Annotated in this window: 15 protein-coding genes; 4 read left to right on the forward strand and 11 right to left on the reverse strand. The window is 69.1% G+C overall.

Annotated features, from left to right (window positions below):
- Positions 1-205 precede the first annotated feature (205 nt).
- Genes DMC61_RS19865 through DMC61_RS19895 form a run of 8 tightly spaced genes read right to left on the reverse strand, consistent with a single transcriptional unit; the run spans position 206 to position 7,746 of the window.
- Positions 206-1,246, reverse strand: coding sequence for a DUF2637 domain-containing protein (locus tag DMC61_RS19865; RefSeq protein ID WP_125690552.1), 1,041 nt, complete (start codon positions 1,244-1,246; stop codon positions 206-208).
- Positions 1,243-3,702 carry a hypothetical protein gene (locus DMC61_RS19870; protein ID WP_125690553.1) on the reverse strand — a complete coding sequence of 820 codons (2,460 nt, stop codon included), beginning with the start codon at positions 3,700-3,702 and terminating at the stop codon, positions 1,243-1,245. The genes DMC61_RS19865 and DMC61_RS19870 overlap by 4 nt, the downstream gene beginning before the upstream one ends.
- Positions 3,699-4,430 carry a hypothetical protein gene (locus tag DMC61_RS19875; protein WP_199750044.1) on the reverse strand — a complete coding sequence of 244 codons (732 nt, stop codon included), beginning with the start codon at positions 4,428-4,430 and terminating at the stop codon, positions 3,699-3,701. The genes DMC61_RS19870 and DMC61_RS19875 overlap by 4 nt, the downstream gene beginning before the upstream one ends.
- On the reverse strand, positions 4,427-4,633 hold the full coding sequence (locus tag DMC61_RS19880; RefSeq protein WP_125690554.1) for a hypothetical protein: 207 nt from the start codon (positions 4,631-4,633) through the stop codon (positions 4,427-4,429). Before DMC61_RS19880 ends, DMC61_RS19875 begins: the two co-directional genes overlap by 4 nt.
- Positions 4,630-5,007, reverse strand: coding sequence for an SsgA family sporulation/cell division regulator (locus DMC61_RS41170; RefSeq protein WP_158634118.1), 378 nt, complete (start codon positions 5,005-5,007; stop codon positions 4,630-4,632). Before DMC61_RS41170 ends, DMC61_RS19880 begins: the two co-directional genes overlap by 4 nt.
- Positions 5,004-5,288 (reverse strand): hypothetical protein, encoded by a 285-nt coding sequence (locus tag DMC61_RS41175; protein WP_158634119.1) that lies wholly within the window; start codon positions 5,286-5,288, stop codon positions 5,004-5,006. The genes DMC61_RS41170 and DMC61_RS41175 overlap by 4 nt, the downstream gene beginning before the upstream one ends.
- Complete coding sequence (locus DMC61_RS19890; protein WP_125690556.1) at positions 5,285-7,378, reverse strand: type IV secretory system conjugative DNA transfer family protein; 2,094 nt, start codon at positions 7,376-7,378, stop codon at positions 5,285-5,287. Before DMC61_RS19890 ends, DMC61_RS41175 begins: the two co-directional genes overlap by 4 nt.
- Positions 7,378-7,746, reverse strand: a complete 369-nt coding sequence (locus DMC61_RS19895; RefSeq protein ID WP_233594870.1) for a helix-turn-helix domain-containing protein — start codon at positions 7,744-7,746, stop codon at positions 7,378-7,380. The genes DMC61_RS19890 and DMC61_RS19895 overlap by 1 nt, the downstream gene beginning before the upstream one ends.
- An 87-nt stretch (positions 7,747-7,833) precedes the next feature.
- Here DMC61_RS19895 and DMC61_RS19900 point away from each other — a divergent pair, with 87 nt between their 5' ends.
- From DMC61_RS19900 to DMC61_RS19910, 3 genes are all read left to right on the forward strand, one after another.
- On the forward strand, positions 7,834-8,196 hold the full coding sequence (locus DMC61_RS19900; protein WP_125690557.1) for a GntR family transcriptional regulator: 363 nt from the start codon (positions 7,834-7,836) through the stop codon (positions 8,194-8,196).
- A 197-nt stretch (positions 8,197-8,393) separates the two neighbouring features.
- Entirely contained in the window at positions 8,394-9,614 is a 1,221-nt protein-coding gene (locus DMC61_RS19905) for a helix-turn-helix domain-containing protein (RefSeq protein WP_125690558.1), read from the forward strand.
- A 5-nt stretch (positions 9,615-9,619) separates the two neighbouring features.
- Complete coding sequence (locus DMC61_RS19910) at positions 9,620-10,108, forward strand: NUDIX hydrolase (protein ID WP_125690559.1); 489 nt, start codon at positions 9,620-9,622, stop codon at positions 10,106-10,108.
- Positions 10,109-10,330: 222 nt separating this feature from the next.
- Here the strand turns inward: DMC61_RS19910 and DMC61_RS19915 are convergent, their stop codons facing one another.
- Positions 10,331-12,376: an MDR family MFS transporter gene (locus DMC61_RS19915; protein WP_125690560.1), complete on the reverse strand. Its 2,046-nt coding sequence runs from the start codon at positions 12,374-12,376 to the stop codon at positions 10,331-10,333.
- Positions 12,377-12,666: 290 nt separating this feature from the next.
- Positions 12,667-15,483, reverse strand: a complete 2,817-nt coding sequence (locus DMC61_RS19920) for a BTAD domain-containing putative transcriptional regulator (protein WP_125690561.1) — start codon at positions 15,481-15,483, stop codon at positions 12,667-12,669.
- A gap of 201 nt (positions 15,484-15,684) precedes the next feature.
- On the opposite strand from DMC61_RS19920, the gene DMC61_RS19925 reads away from it, so the two are divergent.
- Positions 15,685-16,668, forward strand: coding sequence for a helix-turn-helix transcriptional regulator (locus tag DMC61_RS19925; RefSeq protein ID WP_125690562.1), 984 nt, complete (start codon positions 15,685-15,687; stop codon positions 16,666-16,668).
- Between the two features lie 47 nt (positions 16,669-16,715).
- Here the strand turns inward: DMC61_RS19925 and DMC61_RS19930 are convergent, their stop codons facing one another.
- Positions 16,716-17,057, reverse strand: coding sequence for a hypothetical protein (locus DMC61_RS19930; protein ID WP_125690563.1), 342 nt, complete (start codon positions 17,055-17,057; stop codon positions 16,716-16,718).
- Positions 17,058-17,167 lie beyond the last annotated feature (110 nt).

Raw genomic sequence — 17,167 nt, forward strand, 5'->3', positions numbered from 1 at the left:
AGATCAACACACGGGCTTTGAAGATCAACAACGGCGGTGGTGTTCCCGGGCGCCCGCCAGGGCGCACCGGCCCGACAGATCGTGATGCATAGGTGTGCACTGTCTTGGTTCTGTGGTGAGTACTTGCTGAGTGAGTGGCTGATGGGTGTCTTGGGCTGACTTGGTGGCTTACTGCCTTGGGTTGTGGCGCTGGGTGAGCTGCTGATCATGAGTTGGCCTTGGTGGCACTGAGATTCGTGATGACGTGAAGGTGGTGCGGCTGTTCCCGGAGTTCCTTCAGGACGGTTCCGGCGGTGCCTCGGGAAACCTGGGCCGTTTCGGAGAGCTGATCGACGGTCGGGAGGTTGCCGTGCAGCGCCTGGTATTTGCGGGCCTCGTGCAAGGCGCGGTCCCGCTTCGGCGACGACGGCGCGACCGCTGGACGCTCCGGCGACGGCGCTCGCGCACCGCGCTCCTCGGCCGTGTCCGGCTGAACAGATTCCGGGCGGACGGTTGGACGTTCACCCGCTGCGGGCGCGTTGGACGTGTCCACCGGGTTCGACTGAACGGAAGCCGACTGGACGGGCGCGGGCGGCGGCGCGGCCGATTGGACGGGCTCCGGCTGGACGGGCGCCCCGGACGGACGGTCCGGCGTGGCGGGCTTCGCGCGCACCGACGACGGGCGGGCGGTGATCAACTGGTGGACGACCACGCCGCCGATGGACACCACGGCCATCACCACACCGGTGTCCCAATGGTGTCCGGTCGAAAAGCCGTGCAGGAAGTTCAAGCCCGCCGCGACAGCGGCGAACACCCACACCCCGGCCTTCAACCACCCGGTCGGCTCGCCGCGGCGGACACCGATCGTGACCGCCGCCGCGAACGCCCACATCGCCGCCTCGCTGAACAACGGCAGCAGGACCCCGACCGCACCGAAGATCTGCTTGCCGTACTCGGCCATCGCCGACCACGCCAGGATCGCCGGAACCAGGATCACCGGAACGAACAGCAGATCCAGGGCGTGCTTGCGGCTCGCCTCCACCAGCGTCTTCGCGAACCGGACGCGACCGGCCTTCCGCTTGGCGCGCTTGGCCTCCCGCGCTTCCTGCTTGGCGGCCTCGGCCGCGCGGCGCTGCTCGAACTCCAGGCGCCGGTCCTCCCGCTCCTCGGCCCGCTCCGCGGCCTTGTCGGCGCGGCGCTGCTCGGCGTTCGCGGCCCGGTCCGCCCGGGCCTCCTCCCGCCGCGTCGTCACGTCGTCCACGCTCATCCCTGCCCCCACTCGTCACCGGCGCCGGCGGCGTCCTCGTCGGCGGCGTCGTCTTCGGTGTTCCAGCGGGCGCACCGCTCCGCCCGCTCGGTGTCCTCGTCGGCGCGGTCGTGGTGCCGCACCGCGTCCTCGACGTCCTCGACGGCTCTCTCGCATTCCGCGACCCGTTCGGCGAGCGGCGGCTCGGTGTCCTCGTCGGAGTCGACGTCGTCGTCCTCGTCGGCGTCGTCCACCTCACGCGCGGTCGGCCTCGTGGCCGTGTGGCGCTCGACCGCCTCTGTGGCGGCACGGGCGCAGGCGTCGGCGTCGGACTCGCCCTGGGCGCGGTAGTGGGTGAACAGGCGGGCCGCGGTCGCGAGCATGTCCTGATTGCCGTTGAACCCGGTCGACCGCAGCGCCTTGTCCGGGTCGGCGCCGGAATCGACCCACCCTGCGTAGCCCTTGACCGCGTCCGCCACGGCGTCGGCCTTGCGCAGCGCGGTGTTCGCCGCGGCGGCCTCGGCCGCGATCTGCTCGTCGATCACGCGCCCGCGCGTCGCCGCGGCCTGGGCGAGAACAGGGTTCTGGACCTCGGCCGAGACGGCGGCCCCGAACGCGAGGTCGGCCGGGACACCGGTTGCGAGCATTCGCTCGAACCGCTCCGCCACCGCATCGGCCACACCGGACTCGGCGGCCGCGTCCCGCGCCGCCGACGACGGATCCGCCCCGGCGGCGCGCAGTTCGGCGAACCGGTCCGTGATCGAGTCGCGAGTCACCGGCTCGACCGACGCGGACACGTCGTTCTGGTCGGTGTCGGCGGCGCTGGCAAGGCGTTGCCGTGCCGCGGGAACGTCGACAGTCCAGAAATCACTGGTCTCGTGTTCCTGCTGGCTGCACGTGCTGCACTGGGACACGTCCTGACTGCAGCTGGAAAGGTGGTCTTCGAGCCCGTCCGCTTCCCGCACAATGGCCCGCGCGTCCTCGACGGTCATTCCGTCAGCGGCTGCGGCGAGTTCGGCGCGGAGGGACGCGCGGCGCTGCTCGATGTACTGGTCCTCTGCGTCCTCCTCCGAGACGTCACCATCGGCATCGTCGGCGAGAACCTGGTCGATCCGGGCCACCGTCTCATCGGCGGCGACGCCGGCGGCGGCGGCGGTTTCGTCCTGGTCCACGACCGGCCACGCGCTGGCCTGCCCGTCGTTCGACGGGGCGGTAGACAGGGCCGCGAGAGCCTGGTCGACATCGGCGTCGAACGCGTTGATGACGGTGAGATAGGCGGCGCGGGTCGCGTCGCTCTCGACCACGTCGTGGATGTCCTCTTCGGTCAGTTCCCGTGCCGCTACGGCGGCGTCGCGGGCGGTCAAGCCCTCGTTGCCGGACTCGATACGGCTGTCCTCGGCGACAAGCTCGATCGCGGTCCGCAGATCCATCTCCGGCACGCCCGTGCTCGGAGTGTTGTCGCGAGCGGGAAGGTTCCGCGCGATCCAGCCTCCGGCGTCCGGTGCCAGCTCGGCGACCTCGGGCAGCTCGACCTCGTCGGCGGGCGCGTAGAACGCCGGGTCCCAGGTCGCGGCGTCGTCGGTGACGGTCGACAGTTCCCCCGTGATCCGGCTACGCACCACATCGCCCGGCGCGAACGCGGCGAAGGTCGTGGACTCGCCGACCGTCTCGTCGATGGCGTCGGCCTGTGCGGAGGTTCCCGGTTCGTTGCTATCCATAGTGGACTCTTCTCCGGTGTCGTGGGCCGACGCGTGCTCGACGTCGTCGGCGGGGTGGGTGAGCGCGGCGCGGACCTGGTCGGCCTGCTCGGCGCTGATACGTGAGGTGAAGGCGGTCGCCGTCTCGCTCACAGCTGCGAACCGGGCCGCGTCGTGGCTCTGGCCGGCGTCGAGCTGGCGGCGGTAGGCGATGACCGCCGCGACCGCGAGCCCGGTCTCGTCGAGGCTGGCCTCAACCGCACGAGCAGCGGCCGCGTCGTGGTCCCAGCCTTCGGTGCGCAGCTGCGCGAAGCGGCCCACCGCCTCGTCGGCGACGTCGTAGTTGCGCAGAGCTTCGTCGGCGGGCATCAGTTCGTCCGGGTCGATCAGCACGACGTCCGGGTCCTGGGCGACGGCCTGTTCGGCGGCGACGGTGGCGGCGAGCTCGGCGTGGTCGGGTGGTTCGTCTTCGGTGCCGCGGTGCGCGGTGTAGAGGTCGAGCGCGGCCTGGGCGACCGTGAGGCTGTCGCCGTCGAACATCCGCAGCGTTTCGGCGAGAGCGTCGGCCTCGCCCTCGGCCTCGCGCAGGACGTTCTCGAACAGGTCGATCGCTTCCTCGCCCACGGTGTAGGCGCGATCGAACGCCAGCTGCTCGACCTCGTCGACGACCTGATCGGGCACGTCCGGCTCGAACAGCTCCTCACCGAACTCGTCCTCGACGGCATCGTCCGCGCCGAACCGGGTAGCCGCCTGAGGCTGCTGATCCCTCGGCTCGCTCATCGCCGACCACCCCCGGCGCGGCGGCGGGCGGCCTCGGCCGCGCGGGCGTCGGCGACGACCGCGACGTCCGGCTCCGGCGCGGTGGCAGTGCGGGCGGTGCCCCACCATCCGGCGATCGGCGCGAGCGCCGTCCCGGACGGCACCCGCGGTCCGGGCAGGAACAGGCTGCCGCCGTCCTGGTGGTTCTCCAGCGAACAATTCGCCGTCGCCGCCTTGATCCGCTTCACCACACCCGGCCGATAGCGGTCATGCCAGTCCGCGGCACGGGCCACGGTGGCGTCCCGGTCGACGTAGGCGGCGAGCCACGACCGCATCAGGCAGACGAGTTCCTCGACCACGTCGGGGTGCCACCACCAGCACTCCGGGAGCTCGGCGCCGTGGTAACGCAGATACACCCGCGTCAGCCACAACGACAGCTCCGTGAGCACGGTCTGGGCCTCGTCAGCGCCGTCGACATCGTCGCCGTCGGCGAGATCGAGCCACGACAACGGCCGGGTCTTCTTGCCCGGTTCCTCGTCGTTGAGCTGCTCCACCAGGCCCTTGACGACCTTCGCCAGCTTCGTCACCTGCTCCGGCAACGGCTCCACCAACTCGTGCAGGGCTTCCACCTGCTGAGGCAGCGGCGTGACCGCCTCCATCGTCAGCCGCAGCCCCTCGACCTCACGGGCCAGACCGGCGACCGCGGCCGTGGTCGCGAACTCGGGCTCCTTCTTCTCGTTCGTGCTCATCGGGGGACCTCCACGAGGTCGAAGCGGGCATGCAGTTCGGTCCAGGCGGCGTGGTGACGGCCGTCAGCGGTGTGCCAGAGGTCGTCGTCGCCGGGGAACCACAGGTGCATCAGGTCGTCGCGGACCACCGGGTGATCGGTCGGTGCAGGCTTGTCGGCGACGCCGGCGGCGAGCCACACGCGCGGTGTCGTGGGAGCGCTCATCGGAAACTCACCCCCGGGAACACCTCGGCGGCGGCCGACCAGTCGAGCGCGTCGCCCTCGGTGCCTGGGCGGACCGTGTCGAAGGTGCGGGCCACGAGCTCGGCGAGGTCGTCGCGGCGGAACATCACCCAGCCACACCCGTCCGGGCTGGACAGGCCGACGGTGATCAGGTCGCCGCGGGCGGTGACTCGGACGTCGCCGATCCCGGCCTGGCCGTTGCGCAGGGCTTCGGCGAGCAGGTCCCGGCTGATCGCCCAGTCCGCGCCGGGGAACCCGAACGTGATCGCGTACGGCTCGGCCGCGTCGTAGCGGGCGTTCACCGCCGCCTGCCCGGTCTCGACCAATACGTGCACGGTGAACTCGATGGCGGTCATCGCGCACCCCCGCCCGGGACGGAGTTCAGGCGGCGGCCGGTCTCGGAGACGACCCAGGCGACGAAGTCCTCGCGGACGCCGGGTGCGACGTGGGCGTCGAGGAACCGGGTGATCTGCCCGGCCGTCTGGCCGTGCACGGTGCGCCACACGGTGATCTCCACCAGCACCGCCACCAGGCGGGCCTGTTCGCCGGAGTGCTCGACGAACTCGCGGGTCAACTGCGCGATCACGGTCGTGATCCGGAACGTGTCGACCGGCATGAAAGGCTGGTTCGGGTTCATCGCGACCGGCCCTCCCCGCGCTCATCGGTGCCCGGGAACTCGCTCGTCCCGGCGATGTGGGCATCGAGTTCGGCGTCCAGCGCCGCGAGCGGATCCACGGTGCGGTCGCCGGCCGCGGGTTCCGGGTCGCCGTCGAGGCGCACGGCCTCGACCCGGACCGCCCCGGCCTCGTGCTCGGCCTGCGGCGGCACAACCGCCTCGACACGGCCACCACGACGGTTGGCGGCCCAGTCCTGGGCACGCGTGACCCACGGTTCGACGCGGTCGGCGAGCATGTCGACGAACGCCCCGGCCTTGGTCAGCCACAGCTCGCGCCGATCCGCCCAGCGGATCATCAGCTCGGCGCGGCGCCAGCCGCGTTCGATCGCCTTGACGTCACGGCGCTTCCACGCCATCTGGAGCTTCCCGATCGCGGCGGGCATCCCCCGCCGCACGATCACCGCGTGCAACTCCGGCAGCTGCGAGATCTGCCCCGGCGACAGCACCGGCACCCGCTGCGGCGTCCGGCCCGTCACGCGCCCGTCGACGTCTTCGGTCTCGACCATCTCGTGCCGGTCCGACGTCAGCAGCGAATACGCCTGGAGGTCGTCCGGGTCCTTCTGGTTGGCCAGCACCAGCAGCGTCGAGGAGTTCGTCAGGATCGCCGCGCACCCGGTGTCGCCCCACCGCTTGCGCAGCTGCGCGCGGGACTGGGCTCCGATGTGGATGGTGATGTTGCGGCCACCCATGTCCGAAGTCCAGTTATCCAGCGGAACTGGGCAGATCAGCGCCGCCTCGTCGAGCACCATCGTCAGCGCCGGGTCCAACCTGCCGCCTGGGGATTCGGAGGCGATGCGGCGGGCCTCGCGGGCGATGTGCGCGGTCAGCGCCGCCACCAGCGGGGCGGTGTGGCCCTCTTCGGCGCCGAGCATGTAGACGGTGCCGCGCGTGTCGAGCAGGTCGGCGACGTCGAACGCGCCACCCGTGGCCGCGGCCCGCGCGGTCGGGTCGGTCAGCCACCCCAGGGCGGGCATGATCGTGGTCGTGATCGACGACCTCGTGCGGTCGTTCGTGGTCAGGAACTGCCGGGCGGTGGTCTCGAACGCCGGTTCCGGCGAACGGCGCAGCAGCCGCAGCACCTCATCCGCCGCACCGTCCGGGTCCGCGACCCACGACTGCACGTCGACCATGTCCAGCTCGCCTAGGGCGGCGGCGTGCATCAGCGCCGCCAGCGCGCGGCGGGCCTGCGACACCCAGTGCTCCCGCTCGTCACTGCCACCGTCGGGCAGCAGATCGCTCGCGCGGTGCGTCGCGGTCACCGGGTTCGCGCATCCGGCCAGCGGGTCGAACGTGATCGTCGAGTCCAGCTTCCCCAAACCCGACGGGTTGAACACGAACGACGGGCCGTGCTGCTGTTCGCGCAGCTGCGCGGTCAGCTCGATCAGGTCCGTCCGCGTGGAGGTGGCGATCACCGCGCCCGGGGCGTCGAGGATCCGGCACGCCAGCTCCCCGGTCTTGCCCGACCGCGGCCCGCCCAGCCGCAACGTCACGTCCTCCACCGGCGACCAGATCCGCTGGAACCCCACCCGTGCCACCGCCGTGGCGTACTCGGTCACCGGCACCTGGCGGCGGGTCCACCACATCGCCCGCTTCAAACCCGGCTTCAGCACCTTCGCCTTGCGCCGCATCGCGGACTTCGACGCCACCCGCCAGATCTGCCACCGCGACGCCACACCACCATTCCGCCGCGAACGACGCGACCACTTCCCGATCAACCCCGCCGAACCGTTCCGGCCGCGCAGGCCCAGGAACGCCGCGACCGCCAGCACCGGGCCACCGAACAGCAGACCCCACGGCCACACCTCGTAGCCCGGCGTCACCTCGGGAACCCAGCCCGCGAACCACAGCGACAAGCCGGTCAGCCCGGCCGCGACCGTCACCAGACGTGCCGCGTTCCCGCGCACCAGCTCCGCCAGACCGAACACGCCGGCCGCGACACCCGCGACCACGAACCACGGCCACACCACAGCCGCCTTCACATGCCAGTCACTCAACAGATTCCCCAGCGCGATCAACACGACCGCCGTCAGAAGAGCCCCGAACGTACGCATCAGGCCGCACCCCCAGCCGCGAACTCGAACTCACCCGAGGACTCGTCCTGGGGGCTCACGCGCGTCGCGGCAGCCGACTCACAGGCAGCGAGATACTCCTCGATCGCTTCGCCCGAGATCCTGATCGCGCCTTTGCCGGTACCCATCCGCTTGGCGCGCAGCGCGCCGGACTCCACTGCCCTGTAGATCGTTGCCGCCGAGACATCGCACGCCTCCGCGACCGCTTGGACCCGGTACAGCCGGGTACGCTCCACCTGCATCGTTTCTCCCAACGTTTCGATGCGCGCCCCGGCCGGTGCTCCAACACCGGTCGGGGTTTCCTGTTGTTGCAGGGAAATCGCGGCGAGTACCGCGAAACTTGAGAACATAGCCAGCTTAGCCGTCTTAGCTGTCTCAGACAAGGCTGAAGTACCGGCAAAGACGGCTATGCTGGCTTTATCCGTAGACTCAGGCCCATGGATGGCTACGACCTCAGCGACCCCCGCCCGGCTTACCTCCGGATCGCAGCCCTGGTCCGTGACCAGATCCAATTGGGCGACCTGAAGCCCGGCGACCAGCTGCCGAGCATGCGCGCCCTCGCAGAGCAATACGAGGTCGGCGTCGAGACGATCAAGCGATCCCTGGAGTTGTTGCGCGCGGGCGGCTTCATCGTGTCGCGTCAAGGAAAAGGATCGTTCGTCAGCGAGCGCGCAGACGACGCTCCGGCAAGCCTTCCGCCGTCGGCGGACATCGCCGACCAAGTCGAAGCACTCCGCGCCGAGCTCGCCAGTGTCAAGGAGCGCCTCGCGCGGCTCGAAGCTCAACTCGGTGAGTCGTGAACTCTTCGCTCTGGCGTCGCACGAATCACCCGCGTCGCCACAGGCATCGACTGTCGCATTGCGTACGGTGGCTGCTGGGACCACCTGACGTCGCTGGTTTCGCATAAGAGCAGCCTGGGGCCGGTTTGCCGGTCCACCCGGGAAAAACTTTCCCGGTACGTTTCTTGCGGGCAGGGAGGGTGATGTTCATGCGAGGAATGAGCGAGAACCTGACCGTTGGCGAACGAGTCGCCTGGTACCGCCGCCGGCGCGGCATGTCTCAGGAGGCGTTGGCGGGCCTCGTCGGACGCACTGCTGAGTGGCTGCGAAAGGCGGAGAACAACCGAGCTGAGCTTGATCGGCTGTCCGTCATTCGCCGGTTGGCTGATGCGCTCGACGTCGCATTGGGTGACTTGATCGGCGAACCCACACTGCTGGACTGGACACCGGACAGCGGAACGTCGACAGTCCCCGCGCTCCGGGCGGCCTTAATGGACTACCGCCAGCTGACCCCAATTCTCAACGCGCCCGCACCGGACGCGGAGCCTCCGAATTTAAACGAGCTTGCGGGTGAGCTCCGGACAGTCTTTGACGCATACCAGAACTCACGTTTCGGTTTCGCCGCCGGTCGTTCGCCGCTTCTGCTCGCCGACGCACTCCTCGCAGCGCGCCAATATGAAGGCGACGAGAGGATCCGCGCGCACGAGCTACTCGCCTTGAGCTACCAGGCGTCGGCGTCGGTACTCACCAAGCTGGGCGAAGCCGACCTCGCGTGGATGGCTGCCGAGCGTGGTCTCGCGGCTGCACAAGAAACAGGCAACCACGCGATTACCGGCTCCCTCTTCCGATCCGTTGCGTTCGCGCTGCTTTCGACAGGTCGCCACGAGCCAGCGAGGAGCCTCACCGAGGCCGGTGCCGCGTATCTTCAGCCGCACCTCGGCGACGGCGGCGGCGATCTGCTGTCGGCGTACGGCATGTTGTTTCTCGCTGGCTCGATGGCAGCGTCGCGATCAGACGATCGCTCGACGACCCGTGCATACCTCGCCGAAGCAGAGGACGCCGCCCGTCGCCTGGGCGTCGACGGCAACCACCTGTGGACGGCATTCGGGCCGACAAACGTGGCGATCCACCGGGTCAACACCGCGATGGAGCTGGGCGACGTGCAAATCGCCCTCGACCTCGGTCCCAGTCTTGACACCAGTGCCCTTCCCCTTGAGCGACGGGTCCGCCACCTCCTTGACGTTGCACGGGCGTTCAACACATCCGGGCGAACTGAGGCTGCGGTCGCAACAGTGCTCGACGCCGAGCGAATGGCGCCCGACCAGGTCCGACACCATTACCTGAGCAGGCAACTGGTCCTGAATTGGGTCCGCAACACGCACGGTAAGCCCGCCTTCGAGCTGGACCAGCTTGCGCGGAGGATGCACGTCGTAGGGTAGGAGCCGTGACCGATCCATCTGAGAAGTTCGCAACGCCCCGGGTCGCCTCCGGGGCGTTGTTCGTTGACGGCGATCGAGTGCTACTTGTACGCAAAACGTACGGCAACCGTTGGGACATCCCCGGCGGCTACGTCGACCGCGGTGAGTCGCCGGCGGCCGCGTGTCGACGCGAACTGCAAGAAGAGCTTGCCCTTGATCGTTCGCCGGAGGCCTTGCTCGTTCAGGACTGGGCTCCGAACGACAAGGAGGGAGACAAGCTGCTGTACGTCTTCGACTGCGGCACGCTCGGTGAGGACGTAGACCGAATCGTGCTCGACGGCGAAGAACTAGACCAATGGGAATGGGTCTCCGTGCAGCAACTCCACGAGTACGTCATCCCACGATTGGTCCGTCGCCTCACCCGCGCTCACGAGGCGTACCAGCGCCGCACGACCATGTATCTCGAGCACGGCGAACCTGCGTTGACACCTCCGCCAAACTTGGCTCGGCAATGAGTCCACCGGGGACAGCCCGGGGACAGCGAATCGAGCGAATCAAGCAAAACCGCAGGACTCGGGTGAAACCAGGAAACTCATGTCTCGCTGTTTTCGCAGGTCAGAGCCGCGCCGCAGTCCTGGGGGTCAAGGGGTCGCAGGTTCGAATCCTGTCAGCCCGACGGACGAAGCGGGTTTCCGCAGCTCACCAGCTGCGGGAACCCGCTTTTTCATGTGATCGGCTCAGACGGCCGCGGCGTGTTTCCCGCTGGGCTGGTCTTCGGCGGCCTGGTCCAGGATCCGGTTCGCGACCCGGCCGAGCGCCGCGTCCAGTTCGTCTTGCCCTTCCAGGCCCCAGTCCCGCAGCCGTTCGGCCAGCCAGGCTTTCCAAGCCCGGATGAGCTTTTCGAGTTCGGCGCGTCCTGCCTCCGTGGTGGCCCATCCCCCGGATTTGAACGTCAGGTGGCCGGTGAATTCGAGGCGCGCGAAGGCGGCTTCGAACACTTCTTTCGGGACGCCGTAACGATCGCCGATCACGGAGAGGGACGTCGGTTTGTTCCGGCGTTCCCGCAGGCGGACCTGCCCAAGGCACCACAATCCGCCGGTGTCGAGTTCGCAGCCGGACTTCATGAGGACGCCCGCCGAGGCCGCCTTCCCCTCACGCGCCAGCAAGCGGCCGACGGCACGCTCGAGGTCCTGATCCCCGTTGCCAGGCTCCGGCATCGCGAAACCGTCGCCGAGGTCCGGTGCGGCCGCCCGTGAGGTGTCCCGCAGCGGAACCTCCTTGAGGAAGAACGCCAAAACCAGCGCGACGAGACCGACCGGTGCGGCATAAAGGAAAACCGTGTGCAGGGAATCGCCGTACGCCTGGATGTAGGGCGCCGAAACCGAATCCGGCAAGGCGTGGAGCGCGTTCGGGACCTGGACCGCCTTGGGGTCGATCCCGGGCGGCAGCGGATGTTCCGCACCCGCCGTGGCCATGTTCGGCGCCAACTGGTTGGCGTAGATCGTGCCGAAGACGGCCGCACCGAAAGAAGAACCCAAGGACCGGAGGAAGGTCACCCCGGACGTCGCGACGCCCAGATCGCGGTAGTCGGCGGTGTTCTGCACGACAATGACCAAAACCTGCATGCTCAGGCCGATTCCCAGGCCCAGCACGGCGAAGTAGAGGGACATCTCCCAGAACCCGCTCGTCGGGGTCAGCCGCGAGAGCAGGTACAGGCCGAGTGTCAGCCCGATCCCGCCGGCGATCGGGAAGATCTTGTACCGCCCCGTCCGGCCGACCACGTTGCCCGCGAACACACCGGCCACCAGCAGCGCGATCACCATCGGCAGCATCCGCACACCCGAACTGGTCGCCGAGATGCCGTGGACGTACTGCAGATAGGTCGGCAAGTACGACAGCGCACCGAGCATCGCGAACCCCACGACGAAGCTCAGGATCGCCGAAACGGTGAACACGGGATTCCGGAACAGCCGCATCGGCAGGGTCGGTTCCTTCGCGCGCTTCTCCGCGAAGACGAACAGCACCAGCAGGATCACCGAGCCGATCGACATCCCGATGATCGTCGGCGAATCCCACGCGTACTGCGTACCGCCCCAGCTGGTGACCAGTGTCAGGCCGGTCGCGGCCAGTCCGATCAGCAGGATGCCGAGATAGTCGATCACCGGCCTCGCCACGGACTTGACGCTCGGCATCGCGCTCGCCGCCACGATCAGTACCAAAACCGCGATCGGGACGTTGACGTAGAAGGCCCATCGCCACGAGAGGTGGTCCACGAACAGCCCGCCCAGCATCGGGCCGAGCACCGTGACGACACCGAAGACCGAACCGAGGATGCCCTGGTACTTGCCCCGCTCGCGCAGGGGCACCACGTCGGCCACGAGCGCGGTCGCGGTGACCATCAGGCCGCCCGCGCCCAGGCCCTGCACCGCGCGAGCCACGATGAGCCAGATCATGTCGCCGGCGAAGCCGCAGAAGAACGAGCCCACCGTGAACACGATCACCGACAGCTGGAACATCAGCTTGCGGCCGAACAGATCGCCGAGTTTGCCGACGACGACGGTCATGATCGTCTCGGCGAGCAGGTAGGAGGTGATCACCCACGACAGATGCCCTGCACCGCCGAGATCCCCGACGATCGTCGGCAGCGCGGTCCCCACGATCGTCTGGTCGAGCGCCGCGAGCAACATCCCGAGCATGACCGCCGCGAACACCGCGTTCCGGCGTTTGCGGCTCAGGACCGGCGGGGCGGCGTCCGGCGCGCCGACCTCGGCGGTCGTGGTCATCGAGCCTCCCTCACGTCGGACACTCAACGTAAGACAGCCCCCGGGCACGGCGCACTCGATGATCACTCGATCCGGTGGTGCTCGCGAGGTCCGAAAGGCCGGGCCCTTGAAGCGTCTCGCAACCGCCGTCCTCGTCGGCGCCGCGGCGGTCGCCCTGCCCGGTCGTCGTCCAGGTGTGGATGAATTGGAACGGCGTACAGAACATCTATCTACCAGCACGACATCTGCGTCGCGCCGCACGAGGTGGGGCATCTCGGGAACTCGCCCAAGGACGCCGCGCCTTCCTACGGCTACTTCGGCAAGAACACCGGCCGGGCCTGCTGACCGGAGCGGCCGCGAACCTGGCCCCGATCCGGCTCGGACATCGGTGACAGTTCGCGGAGATGACCGCGCACGACGTCCGCCATCGGGTCGGCGAGGATGCCGAGCACCGGGAGGGCTTCTTCCCAAGCGTTCCTGGCCTGCTCCGGATCGTCGTCGGCCCGGCGGGCGTACCCCAGGTCTACGAGGGCCGCCGCCAGTTCGAGCTGATCGCCGCTTTCGCGCAGCGAAACCACCGCCTCGTCGAGGGCGGCAAGCGCCTCTTCGGGGCGGCCCATACAGCGGTACAGCCTGCCGAGATTGGTGAGGGTGACACCTTCTCCCCAGCTGGAGCGGAGTTCACGATGCAAGCGCAGCGCGTCGGTACAGCAGCCCAGCGCCGATTCGTGCTCGGCCAGTACCCGATGGGCTCCGCCCAAGCTGTTCAACGCGACCGCCTCGCCCCAGGTATCCCCGAGCGCGCGCGAGGACTCGACACAACGACGGAATACCCCGACGGCGTCCTCCGGTGTTCCCGCGGCCACCAGCACCTCGCCGAGGGTGTGGAGGATCGCGCTCTCACGTCGGTGTTCGCCGGTCTCGCGGCACTGTGTCATCGCGTGCCGCAGTGTGCGCTTCGCGTCTTCGCATCGGCCGGTCCAGTATTGAAGTGTTCCCAGGGCGTGCAGAATCCGGGTCTGGCCGGGCTGCACGGTTCCGCTCTGCCCGGTGGGCGGGCGACCGGGACGGAGCAGTTGCACCCAGTCTTCGAGCGACACCCGGCCGTGGTGGGTAGCCGTGTCCGTGCTCGATGCCAGGCTGAGACTCGTCTGATCGACGTGGGACCAGTCGACGAATTCCTCGTAACCGCTGAAGTCACGGACGAGCCCTTTCGGCGTGGCGAGACGGACGCCGTCCCGGTCGCCGGGAAAGAACCGCCGGTACGCCGCCGTCATGGTGTTCACGTAGTACTCCAGCACCCGCGACTGCGCCCGCTTGCGGTCCGGCTGCGACTCGCTCGCGAGTCCCTGTTCGCGCGCATAGGCACGCAGCAGGTCGTGGAACTGATACCGCTCGGCCTTGACCTGCTGGATCAGGCTCGCGTCGACCAGTGACTCCACGTGCCGCTCGGCGTCGTCGGGTGAGGTGCCGAGCAGCGCGGCCGCTTCGAAGCGGTCCACATCCGGCCCCAGATGGAGACCGAGAAGGTGGAAGGCCCGCTTCGAGTCCGGCGGAAGCCGGCCATACGACAGAGCGAACGCCGCGGCGACACTGCGGCTGCCCGAACGCAGCCGCGGCACGACGTCGCGTTGGTCGCTGAGCCTGCGGCGCAGTGCCGTCACCGGCAGGGACCGGGACAGCCGGGCTCCGGCGATCCGGATGGCCAGCGGCAATTCACCGCACAGCCGTACGGTTTCCGCGATCGCCGCGCGGTCCGACTCGGCACCGCGTGCGGCCGCGATCCGGGTGAGCAGCCTGCCCGCGTCGGCGGGCGAAAGCGGATCGAGCGTGAGCTGGTGGGCGCCGTCGAGGTCCAGCAGGCGATGCCGGCCGGTGATCACCACGGCACAGCCCGGTCCGGCCGGAAGCAGGGACTCGACGCGCACGCCGTCCCCCACGTTGTCCAGCACTACGAGCGCCCGCTTCTCGGCAAGGGTGTCGCGCCAGAGCATGGCCCGCGTCTCCGTGTTCTCCGGTATCGCCTCCGCGGGGACACCGACGGCGCGAAGCAACACGTGGAGCGCGTCGTGGGCGTCTCGCGGTTGCAGACCCGGCGTGTGCCCGTACAGGTCGATGTAGAACTGCGCGTCCGGGTACCGGTCCGCCAGCGAATGCGCCACATGGACCGCGAACGCCGTCTTCCCGACCCCGGCCATCCCGTCGACGGCGACCACCACCGGCGACGTCCGGCCGGCGCTCGGTGAACACAGTTCCGTGATGAGGCTCGTCTCGGCCTGGCGTCCGGTGAAGTCCGCGACAGCGGGCGGCAGTCCGCGCAACCCGGCGGTCCTGGGACCCCACGCTCCGACTTCGTCCCCCGTGGCTTCGTCCTGGAGCCGTGGCACCGGGTCGGCCTGCTCCAGGACCCTCCGATGCGCCTGCCGCAGCCGCGCTCCCGGCTCGACCCCCAGTTCCGCCACCAGGAGTTCACGGGTCTGCCGGAACACGTCCAACGCCGCGGCCTGCCTGCCCGACCGGTACAACGCCACCATGAGCTGCTCGCACAGCGACTCCCGCAGCGGGTGCGCGGTGCGCAACCGCTGCAGTTCGGCGATCACGTCGGCGTGGTTTCCCAGTTCCAGTTCGACCGCGAGACGTTCCTCCTGCACCGCCAACCGGGTCTCCGCCAGCGCGTCGGCGTTGGTCCGGGCGAACGGCCCCGGCACTCCCGCGAACGGGCTGCCCCGCCACAGTTTCATCGCGGAGTCGAATTCGACCACGGCTTCCACCAACCGCCCGGCCGTCACGGCTTCGCGCCCCAGCGCGACATGGTCGTCGAACACGTCGAGGTCGAGTTCGCCCGGATCGACCCGGATCCGGTAGCCGCCCGCTTCCGAAACCAGCCTGTCACCGCGTTCGGCCGCGGCGAAAGCGCGCCGGAGGCGGGACACGTAGGTGCGCATCGTGTCCACGGCCGTGGGCGGCGGCTCCTCGCCCCAGATGGCATCGACCAGCGAACCCAGGCCGACCACCCGGTTCGCGTTCACCAGCAGCGCGGCCAGCACGGCCTGGGAGCGCGGTCCGCCCAGTTCGATCCGCCCCAACGTCCCCCACGCCCCGACCGGACCGAGAATCCCGAACCGCACCGCGCCCCCCCCCAAGACACCGCCGAAGATTCCTCTATACCGCAGCCCGGCAGGAGGGCACAAATGGATTAACGCGGGCGTGCGGTGTTCAGCGGGATCGAGCTCGCGCTTGCTATCTCCTTTCCATTCCGGTGCGATGCCGCCGCCTTACCGTTGCCGGCACGACCGAGGGCTTCCTCGTCCGAAAGGCGACTCACCGAAATGCCTCTGCACATTCATTTCTCGGCCGCCGATCTGGCCCGTGTCACCCTCGCGACCGAGCCAGATCCGTTATGGGAAGTGCTCCTGAGCCTGCACGTCCTGCAAAGCCCGGCGGTGGAACCACGCCATGAACGCTGGCGCGCGGGACTGACGCTGAGCCCCGCCATGCGGGCCCTGTTCGACCTGGCGCCGCCACGGGGTTATTCACCGGATTTCCTCACACCCGCGGAATCGGCGGCTGGCCTTGAAAGCGGGCTCGCCGCACTGCGGCGCACGCCGCGTCATCGCCTGCGGACCGAACTCGCGCGGCTCGCCGGGCGTGCGATGCCGTCACGGTGGGCCACCAGGCTGGCCTCAGGCGACCACACCGCCCTGACCGACCTCACGCGCGGGCTCGCCGACTACCACCGTACGGCCGTGGAACCATCCTGGACGCGGATCGAGCACCACGTACGTGACGACGCCGCCGCTCGGACGCGGATCCTGGTGTCGCGAGGGACGGGTGGCTTGCTGGGATCCCTGCATCCAGCGCTCACTTGGCGTGGTGACTCGCTCGAACTGGACGGCGACCACCTCGGCCGGGACCTGCGTCTCGGCGGCCGGGGATTGCGCTTGCTGCCGTCGTTCTTCTGCCACGGACGGCCGACGGTGCTCGCGGACCCGGCCCTGCCACCCGTGCTCGTCTTCCCCGCGACCACACGTCCGGCGCCGGTCACCTGTCCCGCCGTGGCGGGTGGCACGGACGCGAAGCCGCTGGAGGACCTGCTCGGGCCGACCCGCGCCGGGACACTCCGGGCCGTCGGCGACGGCTGCACGACGACGGAACTGGGCCGGCGGGCGGGCGTCACCGTCTCCGTGGCCAGCTATCACGCGTCGATCCTGCGCTCCGCCGGGCTGATCACCACCGAGCGGGCCGGACCGGCGGTACGTCATCGGCTGACCCGTTTGGGAGCGGATCTCCTCGGCCACCGATTCCCGGCGTGAAAGCGCGGGGCCGCCTCCGCGGTTCGGAGGCGGCCCCTGGTGCACGCTCAGTCGATGTTCACCTTGTAAATGGTGCAATCGCCGAGCGATTCACTCTGCCACGCGATGAATCGCTTGGCGGGGTAGTACGTCCCGTGGCATTCGTGCCAGAAGTATCCGGAGTTCGCTCCCGACTGCCAGTGAACGGTGTTGAACGAGCGCGCGAGACTCGACCCGGAGTTCGCGTAACACGTCCAGGAGCCGTTCTTGTTCTTGGCGGCGAAGAAATCCGCCGGGCCCGCACAGGGCCACGCGTCGGTCTGCACTCCGGCTTCGGAAGCACCCGCCGGAGCGGCCGCGATCGAAACCGCGGCGAAAAACGCCGCCGCACCGGCAACGACCCCCGTCATCCGCCTGCTCGAAACCTTCATTCCCCATTCCTTCCCTCGGTTGCCCTTGCCGATCGAACATAACCGGACGGAGAATCCCGCTCCAAGCCTTTCCATTACCGTTCAAAAGC

It is taken from the genome of Amycolatopsis sp. WAC 04169 (assembly GCF_003947535.1).
GTDB lineage: Bacteria > Actinomycetota > Actinomycetes > Mycobacteriales > Pseudonocardiaceae > Amycolatopsis > Amycolatopsis keratiniphila.

Coding starts and splice junctions, on each gene's coding strand:
- DMC61_RS19865 (WP_125690552.1), bottom strand. CDS start 1,246: ATGAGCGTGGACGACGTGACGACGCGGCGGGAGGAGGCCCGGGCGGAC.
- DMC61_RS19870 (WP_125690553.1), bottom strand. CDS start 3,702: ATGAGCGAGCCGAGGGATCAGCAGCCTCAGGCGGCTACCCGGTTCGGC.
- DMC61_RS19875 (WP_199750044.1), bottom strand. CDS start 4,430: ATGAGCACGAACGAGAAGAAGGAGCCCGAGTTCGCGACCACGGCCGCG.
- DMC61_RS19880 (WP_125690554.1), bottom strand. CDS start 4,633: ATGAGCGCTCCCACGACACCGCGCGTGTGGCTCGCCGCCGGCGTCGCC.
- DMC61_RS41170 (WP_158634118.1), bottom strand. CDS start 5,007: ATGACCGCCATCGAGTTCACCGTGCACGTATTGGTCGAGACCGGGCAG.
- DMC61_RS41175 (WP_158634119.1), bottom strand. CDS start 5,288: ATGAACCCGAACCAGCCTTTCATGCCGGTCGACACGTTCCGGATCACG.
- DMC61_RS19890 (WP_125690556.1), bottom strand. CDS start 7,378: ATGCGTACGTTCGGGGCTCTTCTGACGGCGGTCGTGTTGATCGCGCTG.
- DMC61_RS19895 (WP_233594870.1), bottom strand. CDS start 7,746: ATGTTCTCAAGTTTCGCGGTACTCGCCGCGATTTCCCTGCAACAACAG.
- DMC61_RS19900 (WP_125690557.1), top strand. CDS start 7,834: ATGGATGGCTACGACCTCAGCGACCCCCGCCCGGCTTACCTCCGGATC.
- DMC61_RS19905 (WP_125690558.1), top strand. CDS start 8,394: ATGAGCGAGAACCTGACCGTTGGCGAACGAGTCGCCTGGTACCGCCGC.
- DMC61_RS19915 (WP_125690560.1), bottom strand. CDS start 12,376: ATGACCACGACCGCCGAGGTCGGCGCGCCGGACGCCGCCCCGCCGGTC.
- DMC61_RS19925 (WP_125690562.1), top strand. CDS start 15,685: ATGCCTCTGCACATTCATTTCTCGGCCGCCGATCTGGCCCGTGTCACC.
- DMC61_RS19930 (WP_125690563.1), bottom strand. CDS start 17,057: ATGACGGGGGTCGTTGCCGGTGCGGCGGCGTTTTTCGCCGCGGTTTCG.